Genomic DNA, 19,016 nt, shown 5'->3' on the forward strand with positions numbered 1-19,016 from the left:
ACGCTTGAAATGAGGAGCACAGCAATTCACCGCTCCTGACGCACGTTGCGAATGGCTTTGCCATTCGGCGAAGAGACGTGCATTCAAGGCGGAGTAGCAGAGGAAAAATATGCTTAAAAGGAAAAAAATAAAGCCCATCACCCTTAAGGATGTGACCATCATCGACGATGGTAAACTGAAAAAGGCGATCACCGCGGCCTCGCTGGGCAACGCGATGGAGTGGTTCGATTTCGGCGTCTACGGCTTTGTGGCCTACGCCTTAGGTAAAGTCTTCTTCCCCGATGCCAACCCAAGCGTGCAGATGATTGCCGCGCTCGGTACCTTCTCCGTTCCATTTTTAATTCGTCCGCTGGGCGGCCTGTTCTTCGGGATGCTGGGCGATAAATACGGTCGGCAGAAAATTCTCGCGATAACTATCGTGATCATGTCGATAAGTACTTTCTGTATCGGCCTTATTCCTTCGTATGCCACGATAGGTATCTGGGCGCCGATCCTGCTGCTGCTGTGTAAAATGGCGCAAGGCTTCTCGGTCGGTGGTGAATATACCGGGGCGTCGATCTTCGTCGCGGAATACTCCCCTGACCGTAAACGCGGGTTTATGGGCAGCTGGCTGGACTTTGGCTCTATCGCCGGGTTTGTGATGGGGGCCGGCGTGGTGGTCCTGATCTCCAGCGTAGTGGGTGAACAGAACTTCCTTGAGTGGGGTTGGCGTATCCCGTTCTTCCTGGCGCTGCCGCTAGGCATCATCGGCCTCTATCTGCGCCATGCGCTGGAAGAGACCCCGGCGTTCCAGCAGCATGTGGACACCATGGAGCAGGGCGATCGTGAAGGTCTGCAGGACGGGCCGAAGGTCTCTTTTAAAGAGATTGCCACTAAGCACTGGCGCAGCCTGCTGACCTGTATCGGTCTGGTGATTTCCACCAACGTGACCTACTACATGCTGCTGACCTACATGCCGAGCTACCTGTCGCATAACCTGCACTACTCGGAAGACCATGGGGTGCTGATCATCATCGCTATCATGGTCGGGATGCTGTTTGTACAGCCGGTTATCGGTATGCTTAGCGACCGTTTCGGCCGTCGCCCGTTTATCCTGATTGGTAGCGTGGCGCTGTTTGCCCTGTCGATCCCGGCCTTCATTATGATCAACAGCAACGTGACTAGCCTGATCTTCGCCGGTCTGCTGCTGCTGGCGGTGGTGCTGAACTGCTTTATCGGGGTGATGGCCTCCTCGCTGCCGGCGATGTTCCCGACCCACATCCGCTTCAGCGCCCTGGCCAGCGCCTTTAACATCTCGGTGCTGATTGCCGGTCTGACGCCAACCCTGGCGGCGTGGCTGGTGGAAACCACTCAGAACCTGATGATGCCGGCATACTACCTGATGGTAATCGCGGTGGTGGGTATGGCGACGGGCCTGTCGATGAAAGAGACCGCTAACCGTCCGCTGAAAGGGGCGACCCCGGCGGCGTCGGACATCCAGGAAGCGAAAGAAATCCTTGGCGAGCACTACGATAACATCGAGCAAAAAATCGAAGATATCGATCAGGAGATCGCCGATCTGCAGGCAAAACGGTCGCGTCTGGTGCAGCAGCATCCGCGTATCAACGACTAACTGTTTTCACTGCTAATCATGCCGCCTGGGGAAACCCCGGCGGCATTTTTTATGCCTCCGGCAAGGCCAGACCGTGACGACGCTGTTGGCTGAGTTTACGGTACTGCTGCGGCGGCATCCCCACGTAGCGGGTAAAGGTGCTGTAGAAGCGGCTGCTGGAGCGGAAACCGGCGGTGAGGGCGATATCCAGGATGGTCTTGTCGGTATCGCTCAGCAGCGCCCGCACGTGATTGATGCGCATGGCGGTAATGTACTGCTTCATGGTTTGCTGCATCACTCGCTGGAATACCCCCATCGCATAGTTCGGGTTGAGCTTAACGTGCTCGGCGACGGCATTGACGGTCAGCGCCTGGTCGTAGTGGGCGGCGATAAACTCCAGCATCTGGCTGACATAAAACTGCGCATGGCGCGAGACGCTGTTCTTATGGGTGCGCGAGGTTTTGTTGACCAGAATCGGCTGCCAGCCGGCGAGGCTCAGCCGCTTCAGCATCAGGGCGATTTCATCGATCGCCAGCTGGCGAATCTGTTCATTGTCGTGGTTCAGCTCCTGTTGCCAGCGGCGCACCTCGAAGGCGCTCAGCTGCTGGGCGGCAAGGGATTTAATCACCATCCCGTGAGTGACGTGGTTGATCAGCTCCCGGTCCAGCGGCCATGAGAGAAACAGATGCATCGGCAGGTTAAAGATCGCCATCTGCTGGCAATCCCCCGGGCGGGTCAACTGATGCGGCGTACAGGCCCAGAACAGGGTGATATAGCCTTTCTCTATGCGCACTACTTCGTTATTAATCAAATATTCCACGTCGCCATCGAACGGCACGTTGACCTCCACCTGGCCATGCCAGTGGCTGGTAGGCATGGCGTGCGGCGGGCGCAGCTCGATATCCATACGCTGATACTCAGAGTAGAGCGCCAGCGGGCTGCGGCTCTGCTTTTCATCGCTGCTGCACATAAAGGGATCGGGGGGCAGGGAGGTGAAGCGGTATTCCATCGTTAGCGTATTCCTGAATTGTCAGAGTGGCTGCATTTTTCGCCAGAACTGACGACAGCTTAGCGGAAGAATCGGCCCATTTTCTCTCCTTTTTGCGCAATCTGTTCCCGAAAACTCAGATTTTGTGGCGCTTAATGGCCGATCTGAGCTTTCGGGAATGCTCCGGTGGGAACAGGGCAGCGCAACGCTGAACGGCGTGCCACTCTGCAAGGGTTCAATGACCAGATGGAGAGAGCGTAATGACCGCCCCAAAAATTACCTTTATCGGCGCCGGTTCGACGGTGTTCGTTAAAAATATTCTCGGTGATGTTTTCCAGCGCCCGGCGCTGAAATCGGCGCATGTCGCGCTGATGGATATCGATGACACCCGGCTGGAAGAGTCGCATACCGTGGTGCGCAAGCTGATGGATTCCGTCGGCGCGAAGGGCGAAATCAGCTGCCATCGCGATCGCAAAACCGCCCTGCAGGGCGCTGATTTCGTTGTGGTCGCCTTCCAGATTGGCGGCTATGAGCCCTGTACCGTCACCGATTTTGAGGTCTGTAAACGCCATGGCCTGGAGCAGACCATCGCCGATACGCTGGGTCCGGGGGGCATTATGCGCGCCCTGCGCACCATACCTCACCTGTGGGCTATCTGCGACGACATGACCGAGGTCTGCCCGGACGCCACCCTGCTTAACTACGTCAACCCAATGGCGATGAACACCTGGGCCATGTACGCCCGCTACCCGCATATTAAACAGGTTGGCCTGTGCCACTCGGTGCAGGGAACGGCGGAAGAACTGGCGCGCGATCTTGACCTCAACCCGGCGGATTTACGCTACCGCTGCGCCGGGATTAACCATATGGCGTTCTATCTCTCGCTGGAGAAAAAGCTCGCCGACGGCAGCTATGTCAGCCTCTATCCCGACCTGCTGCAGGCCTACGCCGACGGGCGCGCGCCGAAGCCTAACCTGCACGGTAACCCGCGCTGCGAAAACATTGTCCGCTATGAGATGTTCAAAAAGCTCGGCTACTTTGTGACCGAGTCATCGGAGCATTTTGCCGAATACACGCCATGGTTTATCAAGCCGGGCCGCGAGGACCTTATCGCCCGCTATAAAGTGCCGCTGGATGAATACCCGAAACGCTGCGTCGAGCAACTGGCCAACTGGCATCAGGAGCTGGAGAGCTATCAGCGCGGCGAGCGCATCGAGGTGAAGCCATCCCGTGAGTATGCCAGCACCATCATGAACGCCATCTGGACCGGCGAGCCAAGCGTGGTGTATGGCAACGTACGCAATGACGGCCTTATCGACAACCTGCCGCAGGGCTGCTGCGTGGAAGTGGCTTGCCTGGTGGACGCCAACGGCATTCAGCCGACCAAAGTGGGCGCGCTGCCGGCGCATCTGGCGGCGCTGATGCAGACCAACATCAACGTGCAGACGCTGCTCACGGAAGCGATCCTCACCGAAAATCGCGATTACGTCTATTACGCCACGATGATGGATCCGCACACCGCCGCGGTGCTGGGGATCGAAGAGATCTACGCGCTGGTGGACGATCTGATCGCCAGCCACGGCGACTGGCTGCCGTCCTGGCTGCATCGTTAATCTTCTCATGCCGCCGGGGGCAACGACCCTGGCGGCGTCCTGCATGCTCTATCAAACACTGAAGGAGGCGCTGGCGACAGCGACCTGTACCCTATGAGTATTTCAATGACAACAAAGCTCAGCTACGGATTTGGTGCCTTTGGTAAAGATTTCGCTATCGGTATCGTCTACATGTACCTGATGTATTACTACACCGATATTGTTGGACTGTCGGTTGGGGTGGTCGGCACCTTGTTTCTGGTGGCGAGGATCCTCGATGCGATAGCCGATCCGATCATGGGTTGGATCGTCAACTGTACGCGATCGCGATGGGGGAAATTCAAACCGTGGATCTTGATTGGCACGATAACCAACTCGGTGGTGCTGTATATGCTGTTCAGCGCCCATCACTTCTCCGGCGGGGCGCTGCTGGCATGGGTGTGGCTGACCTACCTGCTGTGGGGGTTCACCTACACCATCATGGATGTGCCGTTCTGGTCGCTGGTGCCGACCATTACCCTTGATAAACGCGAACGTGAACAGCTGGTGCCGTATCCACGCTTTTTCGCCAGCCTGGCGGGATTCGTCACTGCCGGCGTCACGCTGCCGTTTGTCAGCGCCGTGGGCGGCGCCGACCGCGGTTTCGGTTTCCAGATGTTCACCTTGGTGTTGATCGCCTTCTTCGTGGTTTCCACCCTCGTCACGCTGCGTAACGTCCACGAGGTTTACTCCTCGGATAGCGGCGTGAGCGAGGATGCCAGCCATCTCTCACTGCGCCAGATGGTGGCGCTGATCTATAAAAACGATCAGCTGGCCTGCCTGTTGGGCATGGCGCTGGCCTATAACACGGCGGCGAATATTATCGCTGGCTTTGCGATTTACTACTTTACCTACGTGATTGGCAGCGCGGAGATGTTCCCGTATTACATGTCCTACGCCGGCGCGGCGAACCTGCTGACGTTGGTGCTGTTTCCGCGGCTGGTGAAAGGGCTGTCGCGGCGCATTCTGTGGGCGGGCGCTTCGATCATGCCGGTGCTGGGCTGCGGCGTGCTGTTGCTGATGGCGCTGAGCGGGGTCTACAACGTCGCGCTGATTTCGCTGGCCGGCGTGCTGTTGAATATCGGCACCGCGCTGTTCTGGGTGCTGCAGGTTATTATGGTGGCCGATACCGTCGACTACGGCGAATATACGATGAACATCCGCTGCGAAAGTATCGCCTATTCGGTGCAGACGCTGGTGGTGAAAGCGGGCTCGGCGTTCGCGGCCTGGTTTATCGCCATCGTGCTCGGTATCATCGGTTATGTGCCGAATGTGGCCCAGTCGTCCCAGACGCTGCTGGGGATGCAGGCGATTATGATTGCGCTGCCGACGCTCTTTTTTGCCCTGACGCTGTTTCTCTATTTCCGCTATTACAAGCTCAACGGCGATATGCTGCGTCGCATTCAGATTCACCTGCTGGATAAATATCGCCGGGTACCGGAAAATGTGGCTGAGCCGGAACGGCCCATTGTGGTACCCAACCAGGTGTAAAAAGCGTTCGAAAACAGCTGACGAAAGAGGGGAGGGATGCTCTCTTTTTTGGACAAAAATGAGCGTTGAAAGCGGACGAAAAGAGAAATCGAATTTCTCTAATTTTTCTCAAAATATTCTCTCTTTAGGTTCGTGAAGTTGTTATTTGCTCCAATTGTTCTCAATTAAAACTCAGAATTGTCTCTTTTTCGTGCTCTTGCGCTGCTTTTTAACTCTTGCTACTCTTTTTGGGTGTTACATTTTTCTCTTATTTGTCTCAGTGATGGAGCAATGCAATGCGCATTTTTATCGATGATGGTTCAACCAATATCAAAATGCTGTGGGAGCAAGATGGCGAAACTTTCACCCATATCAGCCCCAACAGTTTCAAACGCGGCTGGTCTGCCACCTTCGGTTCCGGGAAGCCCTTTAACTACACCGTGGATGATGAAAAGTACTCATTCGACCTGATCACTCCCGATGCGCTCCCGACCAATAATATTGACTGGCAGTACAGCCCGTTGAACTCCATCGCTGTCCATCACGCGCTGCTGACCAGCGGTCTTGAGCCACAGGACGTCGAAATAGTTGTGACGCTGCCGCTGACTGAATTTTATGACGAGGATGCGCAATATCGCCTCGATAACATTGAGCGTAAGAAAAAGAGCCTGCTGCGCGAAGTTAAGCTGAATAAAGGCGTGGTGTTTAACATCACCAAAGTCACCGTGCGCCCGGAATCGATTCCGGCGGGCATTAGCCTGTGCGATGAACTCAAGCCCTCCCATTCGGTGTTGATTATCGACCTCGGCGGCACCACGCTCGATATCTCGATGGTCGCCGGGCAGATGACCTCGGTTTCGCGCATTTACGGCGACCCGAAGCTGGGCGTATCGCTGGTGACCGACGCCGTTAAGCTGGCGCTGGCGCGGGCTAACACCGATACCTCAAGCTATAACGTCGACCAGATCATTATCAATCGCCATGACGAAGCGTACCTGACCGATAACATCAACGATCCGGATGCGGTTTCTGAGGTGAAAAAGGTGATCACTAACAGCATCGAACGTCTGACCACCCGCGTCCTGACGGCTATCGATAGCTTTAAAGGCTACTCGCATGCCATCGTGATTGGCGGCGGCGCGCCGCTGGTTGCCGATGCCATTCGTGAACGTATGGGCCTGCGTGAGGACCGTTTCGTGGTGGCTGAAGAGCCGCAGTTCGCCCTGGTGCGTGGTCTGAAAATTATTGGCTAAGGAGCGTCTATGACTCTGGAACGCAGAAAAGTGCTGATTTACCTGCGCCCGGATATCAGCGCCAGCGAGCGCTTCGCGGACGCAAAAATTGAGGCCCACCATCGCGGCGACCGTGGCGATATGTCGCGCACGGCGCTGCTGGCGGGGCTGGCGTTAGGGGAAGTCGATAGCCGCTTGCCGTCGATGCTGGCGGCGCTGCTGGCGGAAGACACTAAACCGGAAACGCTGCGCAAGATGCTGGCCTCGTTCCTTGAGATCCAGCCGGCCTCTTCCGCCCCGGCAGCCGCCCCAGCGGCCGCCCCGGCTAAGGCGCCGGAGCCGCCCGCGCCGGTCAGCGAGAGCGTTTCGGCGCGCAACCTCGCTGGTTCGCTGCCGGACTAAGCGCTATTCGCGGTTTGCGCTATCCGGGAAACTCCCCGGCTTGCGCTGCGCTTAGCCGGGCTACTGTTTACACTGTCCGGTAGCCCGGGTAAGGCGGAACGCCGCGACCCGGGAAATTCCCCGGCTTGCGCTGTGCTTAGTTTGTAGGCCGGGTCAGGCGTAGCCGCCACCCGGCAGTAAGACGGTACGCCGCCACCCGGGATGTCGCCCCTATCCGTGGGCGAGAAAGCGGGCCAGGCGCTGCTGCAGCAGGCGATTTTCGCGGGTCAGCCGCGCGTTCTCATCCAGCAGCGTCAGCGCCACCGCAATCCCCGGCCAGTCCAGCTCCAGCTCGTTACGCAGGCGCACCGCGCGATGGACGATCGTCACCGCGCTGTCGTCGAACAGCCAGGCGTCCGCCTGCGGCTGGTGCGGTTCAATCATGCCTAAGCCGACAATCTCCGTCAGCTCCTCTTCCGACACCCCGGTACGCAGGCACAATTCGGTAATGGTAAACGTCACTGTTACTGTAGCCATCAGGCTTTCCCCCATGTCTTACGCGGATCGAAGCTGGCTTCGGCGGTGGCCAGCTGTTGCCAGAGCTCACGCGCTTTTTCATCTGGTTTTGGCGGCATCACAATTTTAATAACGGCGAACAAATCGCCGGTGTGGGTTTTGCTCACCAGCCCTTTGCCCTTGATACGCAGGCGCTGCCCTGCCTGGCTACCCGGCGGCACCGTCAGCAGAATGCTCTCTTTCAGGGTGGGCACCGTGACTTTGGCGCCCAGCGCGGCCTCCCACGGCGCCAGCGGCAGGACGATCTCCAGGTTATGTCCCACGATGTCGAACAGCGGGTGCGGGGCGATGTGGATCACCAGCCACAGATCGCCGTTCGGCCCGCCGTTTTCGCCCGGCGTCCCCTGGCCTTTCAGGCGGATGCGCTGTCCATCGGCCACCCCGGCGGGGATCTTCACATTCAGCGTTTTCGGCGTCTCGCTTTCGATCATGCCGAACACGTTATACACCGGCAGGTTATAGCTGATGGTGCGGGTCTGCTCAGCCAGCGTCTCTTCAAGGAACACCGCGACCTCGATCTCCAGGTCGTGGCCGCGCGACGCGTGCTGACGGCGACGCTGATGCGCCTGCTGGCCAAACATGGAGGAAAAGATGTCGTCGAAATCCTGCTGGCTGTAGCTCTGCTCGTGGGTCTGCTGCTGGCGACCGAACCCGGGATCGTTGCGATGCTGCCAGAGCTGATCGTATTCCGCGCGCCGTTGCTCATCTTTCAGGACTTCCCAGGCTTCGGCGAGATCCTTAAATTTGGCTTCGGCATCGTTTTCTTTACTGACGTCGGGGTGGTATTTGCGCGCCAGGCGGCGGTAGGCGGTCTTGATGGTTTTCAGATCGTCGGTTGGTTGCACCCCGAGAATGGCATAATAATCCTTCAATTCCATGCTGTTATCTCATCTATGCTCAGTGCGGTGGTTACATATTCCCTGGATCAGGCGTCTGTATAAAGCGTAGGGCAAATGCGCCCTGAAGGGGAAGAAAAGTGGCGGAAACTTGACGCCGTCGGGGTCAACGGCGTCGCGGGCGCGGCTAGTCTTTCACCTGCGGCCGCGGACGACGGCGCCAGCCTGCGAACAGCACCAGCAGCGCGCCGATGGCGCCGGCCAGGCGCGCAATGCCGTCGCCGGCGGTGGGAAACAGCTGGCGAAGGGTAGGGTCGCTGACCAGCATTGACCCGGCAATCCAGCCGATGAGCATCCCGCCCAGCAGCACCACCGCGGGAAAGCGAGTGAGCAGGGCCAGCACCAGCTTGCTGCCGGCGACGATAACCGGAATGCTGATCGCCACGCCGAGGGCGACCAGCGCAATGTGTCCTTTGCCTGCGGCGGCCACCGCCAGCACGTTATCCAGCGACATGATCACATCGGCGACGGTGATGGTGACTGCGGTGCGCCACAGGCTGCCGGAGCTGGCAACCTCGCTCTCGTCCTCCTCATTACTGACCAGCCTGATGCCAATCCACATCAGGAGCAGCGCGCCGACTATTTTCAGCCACGGCAGCGACAGGAGATACAGGGCGATCGCCAGCAGCAGGATGCGCGCCAGGATGGCGCCTACGGTGCCGATAACGATCGCTTTGGTGCGTTTTTGTGGCGGCAGTTTGCGACAGGCCATGGCGATCACCACGGCGTTGTCGCCGCCCAGCAGTAAGTCGATGGCGACAATCTGCAGCATAATCACCGCCATGTCCCATTGTTGAAGAAACGCATACATATCGAGAGAAACCACCTGAAATAAATACCACGAAAAGCCGTTGCGCCGGGGGCTCCGCCCGGGGAGCGTTGACCACTGGCGCCGGTCCGCGCCGTCGCGCGGGAAACCTGAGCCTGAAAAATAAAGTTACGAATCAACGCGCCGACGGGCAAGGCTTCGGCGAAAAAGGGTGATATTTTGTCATACAGACTCACCTGCTGTTCACTTATCGCAAGGATCCCCACTATGTCTGGCCACAAGAAATATCTCTCTGTCGCCCTGCTGAGCGCTGTCTTACTGCCGGCGATGGCTTCTGCCGCTGACGCGCCGGCGACTTTCACCGCGGAACAGGAGGCGCAAATCGGCAAAATCGCCGCCGATTACCTGGTCGCCCACCCGGAAGTTCTCCTGCAGGCAAGCCAGAAACTGCAGCAAATTCAGGCTGAGCAGCAGGCCAGCGCGGCCACCCAGGCGGTGCTGAAGAATGCCGCCTTGCTGACTCAGGATAAAAATACCCCGACCTACGGCCCGGCCAACGGCAAAGTCACGGTGATTGAGTTCTTTGACTACCAGTGCGTCTACTGCAGTCGGCTGGCGCCGGTGATGGAGCAGGTGATTAAAGCGCATCCGCAGACCCGCTTCGCTTTTAAAGAGTGGCCTATCTTCGGCGGCCGCTGGGAAAGCTCGCTGGAAGCAGCGAAAACCGGCCTGCAGATCTATCAGCAGAAAGGGGCGGATGCCTATCTGGCCTACCATAACGGGATCTACGCCACCGGACATAACGAAGGCAAGCTGACGACGGCGGATATCCAGCAGCAGGCGAAGAAAGCCGGCTTTGATGCGAAGAAGGCCACCGACGTCGAACCGGTGCTGCAGAGCATTAACGACCTGGCGCAGGAGATTGGTCTCAGCGGCACGCCGGGCGTGATCGTGATGCCGACTACTGGCGCCACGGAAGCCAGCATCACCGTCTTCCCGGGGCTGGCGGATAAAGCCTCGCTCGAAGCCGCCATTAAAAAGGCCGGCGGCTGATCGGCGGCGTCGTTACCCAGTCAGGGCCGCCGGGGGCGGCCCTGCTATCATTCCTGATCCCTCTCCTCGGGCGGCGGCAGCGCGTGGCTTTTTAAATCAATAATCTGGCCAATGTGATCGTGGTAAACGGTCAGCAAATTATAGCGACTCATTTCGGAGATGATCTGCGGGGCGACGTTAAAGCTGCTGGCCAGCTCCTCATCTCGCAGGGTAAGCACCGCGGTGTGACGCCGGGTATGGGCGCGGCGTCGGTTATAGTGGTACCAGAGGATCAGCAACCAGCCGTTCAGCGCGGCAATCAATAAATACACCAGCGCCGTATTCAGGGAGTCCATCAACGATGACCAGCGCGGGGAGGGCGGCGCGATGAACTGCATCAGCAAATTGGCGTAGAGAAAGAACAGAAAACCGAGCCAGGCCAGCAGCGTTAAGCCGGCGTCCACCAGCCGGGGCAGCACGCGGTGTTCGGTTAAGATGAGCGTATTTTCATTCATCGCAGGCTTCCTTTTCCCCGGTCCGGGCTCACCCAGCGCGCGCGGGAACGTTGACGTTTCAACATCACTTTCGGAAAAGCGACCAGCGTGGTCAGCAGGCCGATCATCCAGTAAACCATCGGGAACCAGATCACCCAGAACAGGGATTTGGCGACCTTTTTCTCATAGCGCCGTTCGATATACAGGCTGGCGACGAACTGCAGCAGGCACATCAGGCCGAGCAGCATGCCGGTGAACTCAGGCGGAAACAGGCTGTGCACTGTCAGGTTGTCCGGCAATGGCATCAGGCGGCTGAGGATAAACAGCAGGATGGTGACCGCGTAGGCAAAGGCCCACAGCGTGGAGCAGGCATACTCCAGAAACAGCGGCCACATCCGATGATGCTGCCAGTGAAACAGGCGGCGCAGGTTGACCAGAAAGACTTCGGCTCCCCCCTGGGCCCAGCGCAGACGCTGCTTCCATAACCCTTTGAGGGTCTCAGGCATCAGGATCCAGCACAGCGCCCGCGGCTCGAAAAAGATGTCCCAGTGGCGGAGCTGAAGCTTCCAGCTGATATCAATATCTTCAGTGATCATATCCGGGCTCCAGTAGCCGACGTCCGCCAGAGCCTGACGCCGGAAGGCGGCGATCACGCCGGAGACAGTAAAGACCCGGCCATAGATCCGCTGCGTCCGCTTGATAAGGCCAATGATCGACGAGAACTCCCCTACCTGAATGCGGCCGATCAGCGTGGATCGGGTGCGGATCCGCGGATTGCCGGTGACCGCCCCGACGTGCGGGTAGTGGATCAGCGGGGCGACCAGCCAGGCCGCGGTATCCCGGTCCAGCAGGGCGTCGCCATCGATGCAGACCAGCAGATCGCCGCGCGCGGCGGCGGCGCCCGCTTTGAGCGCCACCGCTTTTCCCTGATTGGCGGCCAGGTGGATCACCCGCAGCCTTGGCTCCTCCTGCGCCAATTGTTGGAGCACCTGGGCGGTGTTGTCCGAAGAGCCGTCGTTAATCGCGATCACTTCGAGGTTGGCGTAACGCTGGGCCAGCGCCGCGCTGATGGTCTCCCGGGCGTTTTTCTCCTCGTTAAAGCAGGGGATCAGGATCGAGATCAGCGGATTGCCCGGCAGCGACGGCGGCGGGGTATCCTCCCCCCACGGCCAGTGGCGCTCCAGCTGGAACCAGAAGTACAAACCCCCGGTGATCCATAGCACCGACATAAACAGCGGCCAGAAAAAGACAAAGTCGAGGATAAGCTCGCCGGTAAACGCCGCTGCGACGCCTAACGGCAGCCCGAAAACGAGGCATAAAATGCACAATGCGATAATGCGATCAGTCATGGTCAGGGTACCACCAGGAAGAAAATTGCGGTCTGATACGGGAGATATCTGGCTGATTGTTAATGAAATCGTCTGGGTAGTAGCCGTAGTTTTTGACGCCGTTTAGCCGCAGCAAATGCATCCAGTCCGCCAGCTGTTGGTCGGGAATGGCGTTGCGTTGGCGTCGGTTCCAGTCTCTGGCCTGTAGCTCAAAGATGGTTTTCTTCAGCGCGCCCGGGCGGAGGGCGACGGCCTGCACCAGCCGCGTCAGCCAGGCCTGGCTGGCGTCAATCGGCACGGACTCCATCAGCGGCATCGCCATGGGGACCGTCCAGTCATAGGCGGCAAGGAAGTCATCCAGATTTTGCGCAAACCAGGCTTCGCTCTGCGGCTCAAGGATCGGCAGGGCGAAGAGATTACGCGCCGTTTTTACCTGCGGGCCGCGGATGGCCTGCACCGACTGGCGCAGCTGCAGAGTGAAGCGGGTCAGGGTTTGGCTTTTGAAACGCATCCATGCCTGGCGCTCTTGCGGACTTTGGGGCACCGGGCCGGCATCGTGCGCCAGGCCACTCTGCCGCCAGGCGGCGACCGCCTCCGGGCTCACGTCTTCAAAATCGGTCAGCACGGCGTCGTCGTGGAACAGAATCCCGCTGAAGCTGGCGTGTCGGGCCAGATCCTCATAGATGTCGGTGATCTGCTGGCGAACCCGGGGATCCCAGGGTGACAGGCGGACATAGGGCTGACGGGCAAGTAACGCCTTCCCGGTTTGCGGATCCCAGCGCTGAACGCGCGGCAGATCGGACGAGAGATCGAAGGCCAGCACCGGCATCCAGGCATAAACCTTCACCCCGCCGCGGGTCTGTAGCTGCCAGGAGACGAAGTTAAACAGGTCGGCGCGCATCGGCAGCCAGCGGTTGGGGAAATAGAGCGACTTGACCGTGCCGTCACCCTGCGGGTCGGAGAAGGCCTGCAGAAAGACGTGACTGATTTTCATGTCATAGACGCGCTGCACCAGCTTATCGATATTCTTTGCCTGCTGGACGGGATTGGGGTCATAGACATAGTCCAGATCCACATGCATCACCCGAACAGGATCGGCTTCCTGAATCTGCGCCACTGCGTTGGCAAAGGCCTTGATCGACGGGTTACCGGCGATCAGCATGCGCGGAATATTATCCAGATCCTTCACGTTGCCCAGGCCGTCGTTCAGCGTAAACGCCAGTTGATACCCCTGCTGTTTGGCGATGGCCAGGGTGCTGCCGCTGGCGGCGCCGTAGGGCCACACCCAGGCGCGCGGCGCTTTCCCGGCGACGTCGTGGATTTTCGCCGTCACTTTCTGCACGTCATCGGCTATTCGCCGGGTAAACTGCGCGTCGCTTTCATAGCGGCCGGTGGTTTTATCCCAGCCGCGGTTAGCGGCGGCGGGCTCGCGGCTGCCCTGCGGATTGGCCGGCAGGCCGTAGTGCGAGGCCCAGGTGTGCGCGCCGATCTCCACCAGCGGCGAGCGACTAAGCTCGCGCACCATCTCCCAGGTGGCGAAGCGATCGCGCGGCGTCATCAGGCCGCCAAAATTAACGGGCTGGTTGGCGGGGGTGTCCACCCAGCTGCCCACCGGCGCCCACAGCGCCGGAACGTTCCAGGCTTTAAGCAGCGGCCAGACGCGAGTATAAAAACTGCTATAGCCATCGTCGAAGCTGAGAAGAAAAGCCTTAGGCGGCAGCGGCTTAAGGCCATGATGCGCGTCCAGAATGTCCTGAACGCTCACGGCATGGTAGCCGTGATGCAGCAGCCAGGCGATCTGCTCATTAAGCGCGCTGGTACGCACCGAAAGGTAACGCTGGTCGGCGGCGTCGTCTTCGACGTCATGATAGGCCAGCACCAGAAAGCGATCCGCCGGCCAGGGGTTATTGGCCTCCAGCTGGGGTCGTTGCTGCGGGGCGAGGAAGGGGACCTCCTCAGCACGCACGCTGAAGATAAGGCACAGCCAGCCGAGAAGCATCAGGCCGTTGCGCAGGGTCGTGTTCAGCATGGTCATCCTTAAAACCGTATGTTTGCATCAACAGTGATAGCGAGGTTGTTTTCACGTTTACCGTCGTAGGGGCGTTTATCCCAGTTCAGCATCACCCCGGCGTCGACGAGGTTGTTCCAGCGCAGACGCTGCCCGTAGCCCAGCGTCGTTATCGCGCCGGCGGCGTGATTTTTTTGCCAGTAGCTGCCGCCGCCGGCGAGCAGCTGCTGACTCCAGACGGTGTCATACCGCTGGTAAAGCGTGTGATCGACCGCCAGCGCCGCGGTGGCCGCGAGGTCGCGGGCCGGACTGTAATACGCGGTGTCGGTGCGGCTATTGGCGCTGGCCGACAGACCGGGCTGCAGATCCAGCGTTAGCCACGGGGTCTGCCAGAGGCGCTCTTTACCGGAGAGGGTGTACTCCTGACGACGGTTGTGGTCGGTAAAGCGGCTGGCGGCCACGCTGACGCGGTACTCCCGGCGCTCGTTTTGATACCAGCGCAGCCAGCCTTCGCCGCGGTTGGCGCTGACGCCGTTGCGTAACGCGCGCAGCGGCGTCTGCTGCGAAATCCGCTCCAGCTCGCCGCCCAGCTGCCAGCGATCGTTGACGTCGTGCGCGGCGGAAAGGCGGACGCCGGGCTTATTCTCGCCGTGAAAATTGACGCTGGAGAGTTCAAGTTCTCCCCAGGCGTCGCGCGGACGCCATTCAATACCGGCGAACAGCTGGCGACGGCTGCCTTTCCCCTCTTCAAAATTGCCTTGGGCAAAGCGGTGGCCGCCGAACAATCGCCAGCTGTCGGCTATCGGCGGGCTGTAGATCGCCGTCTCAAAACTGAGGTCGTGGGTACCGCTCACCGGGTTGTCGGAATGCAGCCCTTTGCCGACGCTCAGGCGCAGCTCGGAGAAATGATGGATTTCGCGGGCTCTGGCCAGGCGCTGGGTATTCAGATCCCGTGGCGAGCGGGCGATAACGTCGTCGGTCAGCAGATCCATCTGCCGCCACTCCTGCAGATCGAGGGCGACCCAGGCCTGTTGGCGCTCCAGCTGCAGGCTGGCGGGCTCCAGGGCTTCCGCCGCTTTCAGCTGGCGTTCGGCTGCCCGCGGCAGCCCTCTGTCCTGCAGCAGGGCGGCATAGTCGATCTGCAGCCCCTGGTTGCCGGGGGCCGTCGCCGCCAGGCGCTGCATGCGGGCTTCGGCCTGCGGCAGGGCGTTGGTGGCGGAGAGATAGTGCACGTTAAGCGACTGCGCGGTGAGCCAGTCGTCGTTCGGCTGGGGCGTCGGCGAGCCGTAGAGATGACGGATATAGGGCGCATTCCGGGTGAGTCGGGCGACATACCGCTGCGCCGCCGGGTACTGAGCGGTGTCCAGCAGGGCGTAGAAAAGCTCATGTTCTTCATTCTGTTGGCTCGTCAGCCACGAGGGATGCTGATGAATAAGCGTCAACGCGGGCTCAATCTGCTTAAGCGCGATATAAGAGGAGATAACCCAGCCGATGGCCCAGTCGGGAACCGCCTGCTGCTGCGCCATCAGGCTTTGGTATTCGCGAATAACCTGCGCGTAGTCTGCGTTGGCGTACAGCGCGCCCAGACGGTCAATGCGCGCCCGGGTGATGTCCGGGGCGGCCTGCGGGTCGGGACGCCAGGCGGCGATCATCGCGTCGTATTGCGCCAGCGCCGTGCGGGCCAGCGCGTAACGCGCATTTTCTTCACGAGAAGGCGTATCGGCAAGGCGCACCAGTTCGGCGGCGGCGTTCAGCTGCAGGTTGCGCTTTTTCGTGGGCGTCAGTTCGACGCTATTCGCGAGGCCGAGGGCGGGGGAGTCGATCCGGTTGCGGGTCAGGGTCGCCATCAGGCTCGCCAGCGCGGCTTTATTCTGCGGTTCGCGATCGAGGATCTGCGTGTCCACCAGCAGCTGGTCCCAGCTCTTGCCAAGCCGCAGGTAGACATAAGAGAGGGTCTGCAGGTGGGCAATGCTCGCCTGCTCCGCCACCAAGCGACGCGCTTCGCTGAGCGCCTCGCCGTCCTTGCGGGCATCGGCCAGCGTCTTGATATAGCCGATACGATAGTCGTCACTGTCGGGGGCCTGGCTGAGAGCCTGCTGCCAGAGGAGGAGCGAGGCTTGCCACTGTTTCTGGTTGCGCATCGCCTGCGCCGCGGCGGCGGTGCCCCGTGCGGGAAGCGGCATATAGACCTGATAGCGTCGCCAGACTTTCACCACCTCGTCGTCCTGGCCGGCCCAGAGGGCTACCTGCAGCCAGTCTGCAACCTGAGAAGGGGTTAAGGCATGCCGCAGCTGGTATTGCTGAAGATATGAGAGAAAGGGGGCGTACTGGCCTTGACGCGCTTGCAGGATCTGCTGGTCATAGAGCGAGTCCGCTCCCTGAACCAGCGTCGGGAAGAGCAAAAGCACACCGATTGACAGCGAGAGTTTCGTGTTGCGATTAAACAATAACGTATTTGAATAAGGTGATCTTTCCATTTCTATTTGCCATATGTTCATCAAGAATCCATTGCACAACACGACCGTCCTTTGACGGTGAGTTAAAGGATGAGGATGGTCCCATTTAGCTGACTGGCACTGCGGGTGAATGACTTATTGCAAAGTAATAAACATATCTCCTGTGGATAATTGAATGGATAATTTATACCCGATACCGCAGCGGATAAATATGGTTAAATGACGAACTGCGTTTTAAGATAAATCTGTAAAAATGGTTTGATTCGAATCGCCATGTTGAAGCGAGTTCCTTTAACTTACTGAAATAAATAAAAAATGAAGTTGGCTGAAATTTTGTTTTAATTTTGTTGCGTGGCTTATATTGCAGTGAAGAGAAAGGTTTTTCATGGATATTTAAGATGATTTCTGACAAAAATTCTCAATAGCAAAAAAAGCATCTTTTCTGTGGGATTTTTTTATTTATAATTAATCCGTTTATTTTCTGTCCGCACCCAGGGAGGTTTTTCACAGCCAGATTCAGATGCCGCGCTAATGATAAATCACAGATCTCGTTATTTTTAACGCCATGCGGAGCGTTCCCCAGGGGCAAGGAAAACGTCTGGTTGACGAGAATTTGTTGATTAAATGTTAAAGGGAAGACTTGTGGCAAATTCAATGATATTAGTTACCCAGGATCACTATCTTTTTCAAGGAGTTAAGAATTTCTTTCCTGATATCATTCAGTTAGATTCTAGCGGAAAAACGATTTTAGATAATGAGGTTGATGAACTCTCTCTGCTGGTTGATAGCCGTTCGCCGCTTTGTCATTACGATTATCTGGTCATGGAGGCGGCACAATCCAGAAAGCGAATATGCTGTATTGTCCTCGATATGCGCCATCGGGAAGAGCATTTACTCAGTCTGAAATCGTTTTTAAACATGTCATTATCACCCGCTGATATGGCGACCTTATTTGGACTTTTTCTGGAGATGAAGAGCAAGCGGCTGACCAAAGAGTGGTTCGACAATCTGCGCTTAAGTATGACAGAGCAGCTGATGCTGCGTTTTCTTGGGTCGGGGATGACAATGGAGGAGGTGGCGGTGAATCTGAATACTTCGCTAAAAGGCCTTTACCGCAAGCGGACCGCGCTTTATGAGCGACTGGGGTTAGATAATTTTAATGAAGCCTGCTTATTTATCTTCAAAAATAAACTGCTGGACCAGTCCGGTCGATCGCCATAAGGCGTGGTTGTACAGGGAACAGGTGATATCGCAAGGTATGTGACGATGGAAATGTAATAAATTAAATAGATATTGATAGGTACAACCGTCGATACCAGTCGGTATCCAGGGCGGCGCCCGGCATATAATTCCGGAGCTCTTTGGAAGTAATTACCGCCATGGCGGTTTGCTATGCACAGCGATTATTATAATGATTATATTCCTTGCGCCGCAGAGGAATAGTTTTGTCATAAATTAAATCTACCATGGTATTCCGACTCACGCGTCGGAATACCATGAGATATCGTGAAAGCATCAGAGGAGCGAGGTGGATGAGAATAAGGGACAGTATTGCGGAGCGGTTAGAAGCCTGTGGGTTCTACCGTCGGGCGGCATCCAGATGGATTGAGGTGATGCAGCGTTGCCTGGACGATGAGGACCGAGAGTGGATCCGTCATCATCGCAATCAGTGTCTGAAAAAGGCGCAACGTCCGCCGGCGCCGAAAGAGGAGTTCGCTGATCTCCACCAGGCGGCAAAGGAGACGCAGTATCGCATGGGCATTGCGAAGCCCTATGGCGAAGCGTTCAGGCTGCCCGGCAAAGGAAAAACCGCCGCCGAGTAATACCTTTCTTCACTGCGTTTGCGCAGACGTTTCATTGACCCCCAGGCCCGCGCAAGCGCAGCGTCGCCGGGCGATATACATCAGACGCCGTACCCGCGGTTGTGCCGGGTGGCGGCATAAATGCCTTATCCGGCCTACGGGTCCTCCCACAGGTTCAAACAGCGTAGGCCCGCGCAAGCGCAGCGCCGCCGGGCGATATACATCAGACGCCGTACCCGCGGTTGTGCCGGATGGCGGCATAAATGCCTTATCCGGCCTACGGGTCCTCCCGCAGGCTCAAACAGCGCAGGCCCGCGCAAGCGCAGCGTCGCCGGGCGATATACATCAGACGCCGTACCCGC

The 19,016-nt window shown here is 58.2% G+C and carries 16 protein-coding genes; 8 read left to right on the forward strand and 8 right to left on the reverse strand.

All coding sequences use genetic code 11. From position 1 onward, the window contains the following. Window positions 1-109: 109 nt before the first annotated feature. Window positions 110-1,612, forward strand: a complete 1,503-nt coding sequence (gene proP / locus ABLV54_RS15430; RefSeq protein ID WP_023291673.1) for a glycine betaine/L-proline transporter ProP — start codon at window positions 110-112, stop codon at window positions 1,610-1,612. A 49-nt stretch (window positions 1,613-1,661) separates the two neighbouring features. On the opposite strand, the gene melR is transcribed toward proP, so the two are convergent. Beyond that, entirely contained in the window at window positions 1,662-2,600 is a 939-nt protein-coding gene (gene melR, locus ABLV54_RS15435) for a transcriptional regulator MelR (protein ID WP_004206385.1), read from the reverse strand. A gap of 239 nt (window positions 2,601-2,839) precedes the next feature. On the opposite strand from melR, the gene ABLV54_RS15440 reads away from it, so the two are divergent. The 4 genes from ABLV54_RS15440 (at window position 2,840) to ABLV54_RS15455 (ending at window position 7,314) form a co-directional block, all read left to right on the forward strand. Beyond that, on the forward strand, window positions 2,840-4,192 hold the full coding sequence (locus tag ABLV54_RS15440) for an alpha-glucosidase/alpha-galactosidase (protein WP_023291675.1): 1,353 nt from the start codon (window positions 2,840-2,842) through the stop codon (window positions 4,190-4,192). A gap of 93 nt (window positions 4,193-4,285) precedes the next feature. Further along, complete coding sequence (gene melB, locus ABLV54_RS15445; protein ID WP_044525156.1) at window positions 4,286-5,701, forward strand: melibiose:sodium transporter MelB; 1,416 nt, start codon at window positions 4,286-4,288, stop codon at window positions 5,699-5,701. Between the two features lie 275 nt (window positions 5,702-5,976). Beyond that, window positions 5,977-6,933, forward strand: a complete 957-nt coding sequence (gene parM, locus ABLV54_RS15450) for a plasmid segregation protein ParM domain-containing protein (RefSeq protein WP_032454592.1) — start codon at window positions 5,977-5,979, stop codon at window positions 6,931-6,933. 9 nt (window positions 6,934-6,942) lie between these two features. Then, window positions 6,943-7,314: a plasmid partitioning/stability family protein gene (locus tag ABLV54_RS15455; RefSeq protein WP_050533649.1), complete on the forward strand. Its 372-nt coding sequence runs from the start codon at window positions 6,943-6,945 to the stop codon at window positions 7,312-7,314. A gap of 210 nt (window positions 7,315-7,524) precedes the next feature. On the opposite strand, the gene cbpM is transcribed toward ABLV54_RS15455, so the two are convergent. From cbpM to ABLV54_RS15470, 3 genes are all read right to left on the reverse strand, one after another. Then, window positions 7,525-7,830, reverse strand: coding sequence for a chaperone modulator CbpM (cbpM, locus tag ABLV54_RS15460; RefSeq protein ID WP_020481009.1), 306 nt, complete (start codon window positions 7,828-7,830; stop codon window positions 7,525-7,527). Then, window positions 7,830-8,747 (reverse strand): curved DNA-binding protein, encoded by a 918-nt coding sequence (gene cbpA / locus ABLV54_RS15465; RefSeq protein ID WP_023291678.1) that lies wholly within the window; start codon window positions 8,745-8,747, stop codon window positions 7,830-7,832. Before cbpA ends, cbpM begins: the two co-directional genes overlap by 1 nt. Window positions 8,748-8,892: 145 nt before the next feature. Next, window positions 8,893-9,576: a TerC family protein gene (locus ABLV54_RS15470; RefSeq protein ID WP_032454594.1), complete on the reverse strand. Its 684-nt coding sequence runs from the start codon at window positions 9,574-9,576 to the stop codon at window positions 8,893-8,895. A gap of 225 nt (window positions 9,577-9,801) precedes the next feature. Here ABLV54_RS15470 and ABLV54_RS15475 point away from each other — a divergent pair, with 225 nt between their 5' ends. Next, window positions 9,802-10,587, forward strand: coding sequence for a DsbA family protein (locus ABLV54_RS15475; RefSeq protein WP_023291680.1), 786 nt, complete (start codon window positions 9,802-9,804; stop codon window positions 10,585-10,587). Window positions 10,588-10,634: 47 nt separating this feature from the next. Here ABLV54_RS15475 and pgaD read toward each other — a convergent pair whose 3' ends face one another. The 4 genes from pgaD to pgaA are packed head-to-tail and all read right to left on the reverse strand — an operon-like array spanning window position 10,635 to window position 16,873. Beyond that, a complete protein-coding gene (gene pgaD / locus ABLV54_RS15480) occupies window positions 10,635-11,081 on the reverse strand; it encodes a poly-beta-1,6-N-acetyl-D-glucosamine biosynthesis protein PgaD (RefSeq protein WP_023291681.1) in 447 nt (148 codons plus the stop codon). After that, a complete protein-coding gene (pgaC, locus tag ABLV54_RS15485) occupies window positions 11,078-12,409 on the reverse strand; it encodes a poly-beta-1,6-N-acetyl-D-glucosamine synthase (protein ID WP_004206396.1) in 1,332 nt (443 codons plus the stop codon). Before pgaC ends, pgaD begins: the two co-directional genes overlap by 4 nt. After that, complete coding sequence (pgaB, locus tag ABLV54_RS15490; RefSeq protein WP_050533690.1) at window positions 12,402-14,417, reverse strand: poly-beta-1,6-N-acetyl-D-glucosamine N-deacetylase PgaB; 2,016 nt, start codon at window positions 14,415-14,417, stop codon at window positions 12,402-12,404. Before pgaB ends, pgaC begins: the two co-directional genes overlap by 8 nt. A gap of 8 nt (window positions 14,418-14,425) precedes the next feature. After that, window positions 14,426-16,873, reverse strand: a complete 2,448-nt coding sequence (pgaA, locus tag ABLV54_RS15495; RefSeq protein ID WP_072096592.1) for a poly-beta-1,6 N-acetyl-D-glucosamine export porin PgaA — start codon at window positions 16,871-16,873, stop codon at window positions 14,426-14,428. A gap of 633 nt (window positions 16,874-17,506) precedes the next feature. Here pgaA and ABLV54_RS15500 point away from each other — a divergent pair. Then, window positions 17,507-18,073, forward strand: coding sequence for a LuxR family transcriptional regulator (locus tag ABLV54_RS15500; RefSeq protein ID WP_048298618.1), 567 nt, complete (start codon window positions 17,507-17,509; stop codon window positions 18,071-18,073). Between the two features lie 311 nt (window positions 18,074-18,384). Then, window positions 18,385-18,675, forward strand: a complete 291-nt coding sequence (locus tag ABLV54_RS15505) for a PerC family transcriptional regulator (protein ID WP_048296455.1) — start codon at window positions 18,385-18,387, stop codon at window positions 18,673-18,675. Window positions 18,676-19,016 lie beyond the last annotated feature (341 nt).

The organism is Klebsiella sp. JB_Kp042, from assembly GCF_040065275.1.
Taxonomy (GTDB): Bacteria; Pseudomonadota; Gammaproteobacteria; order Enterobacterales; family Enterobacteriaceae; genus Klebsiella; species Klebsiella quasipneumoniae.

Coding starts and splice junctions, on each gene's coding strand:
- proP (WP_023291673.1), top strand. CDS start 110: ATGCTTAAAAGGAAAAAAATAAAGCCCATCACCCTTAAGGATGTGACC.
- melR (WP_004206385.1), bottom strand. CDS start 2,600: ATGGAATACCGCTTCACCTCCCTGCCCCCCGATCCCTTTATGTGCAGC.
- ABLV54_RS15440 (WP_023291675.1), top strand. CDS start 2,840: ATGACCGCCCCAAAAATTACCTTTATCGGCGCCGGTTCGACGGTGTTC.
- melB (WP_044525156.1), top strand. CDS start 4,286: ATGAGTATTTCAATGACAACAAAGCTCAGCTACGGATTTGGTGCCTTT.
- parM (WP_032454592.1), top strand. CDS start 5,977: ATGCGCATTTTTATCGATGATGGTTCAACCAATATCAAAATGCTGTGG.
- ABLV54_RS15455 (WP_050533649.1), top strand. CDS start 6,943: ATGACTCTGGAACGCAGAAAAGTGCTGATTTACCTGCGCCCGGATATC.
- cbpM (WP_020481009.1), bottom strand. CDS start 7,830: ATGGCTACAGTAACAGTGACGTTTACCATTACCGAATTGTGCCTGCGT.
- cbpA (WP_023291678.1), bottom strand. CDS start 8,747: ATGGAATTGAAGGATTATTATGCCATTCTCGGGGTGCAACCAACCGAC.
- ABLV54_RS15470 (WP_032454594.1), bottom strand. CDS start 9,576: ATGTATGCGTTTCTTCAACAATGGGACATGGCGGTGATTATGCTGCAG.
- ABLV54_RS15475 (WP_023291680.1), top strand. CDS start 9,802: ATGTCTGGCCACAAGAAATATCTCTCTGTCGCCCTGCTGAGCGCTGTC.
- pgaD (WP_023291681.1), bottom strand. CDS start 11,081: ATGAATGAAAATACGCTCATCTTAACCGAACACCGCGTGCTGCCCCGG.
- pgaC (WP_004206396.1), bottom strand. CDS start 12,409: ATGACTGATCGCATTATCGCATTGTGCATTTTATGCCTCGTTTTCGGG.
- pgaB (WP_050533690.1), bottom strand. CDS start 14,417: ATGCTGAACACGACCCTGCGCAACGGCCTGATGCTTCTCGGCTGGCTG.
- pgaA (WP_072096592.1), bottom strand. CDS start 16,873: ATGGAAAGATCACCTTATTCAAATACGTTATTGTTTAATCGCAACACG.
- ABLV54_RS15500 (WP_048298618.1), top strand. CDS start 17,507: ATGATATTAGTTACCCAGGATCACTATCTTTTTCAAGGAGTTAAGAAT.
- ABLV54_RS15505 (WP_048296455.1), top strand. CDS start 18,385: ATGAGAATAAGGGACAGTATTGCGGAGCGGTTAGAAGCCTGTGGGTTC.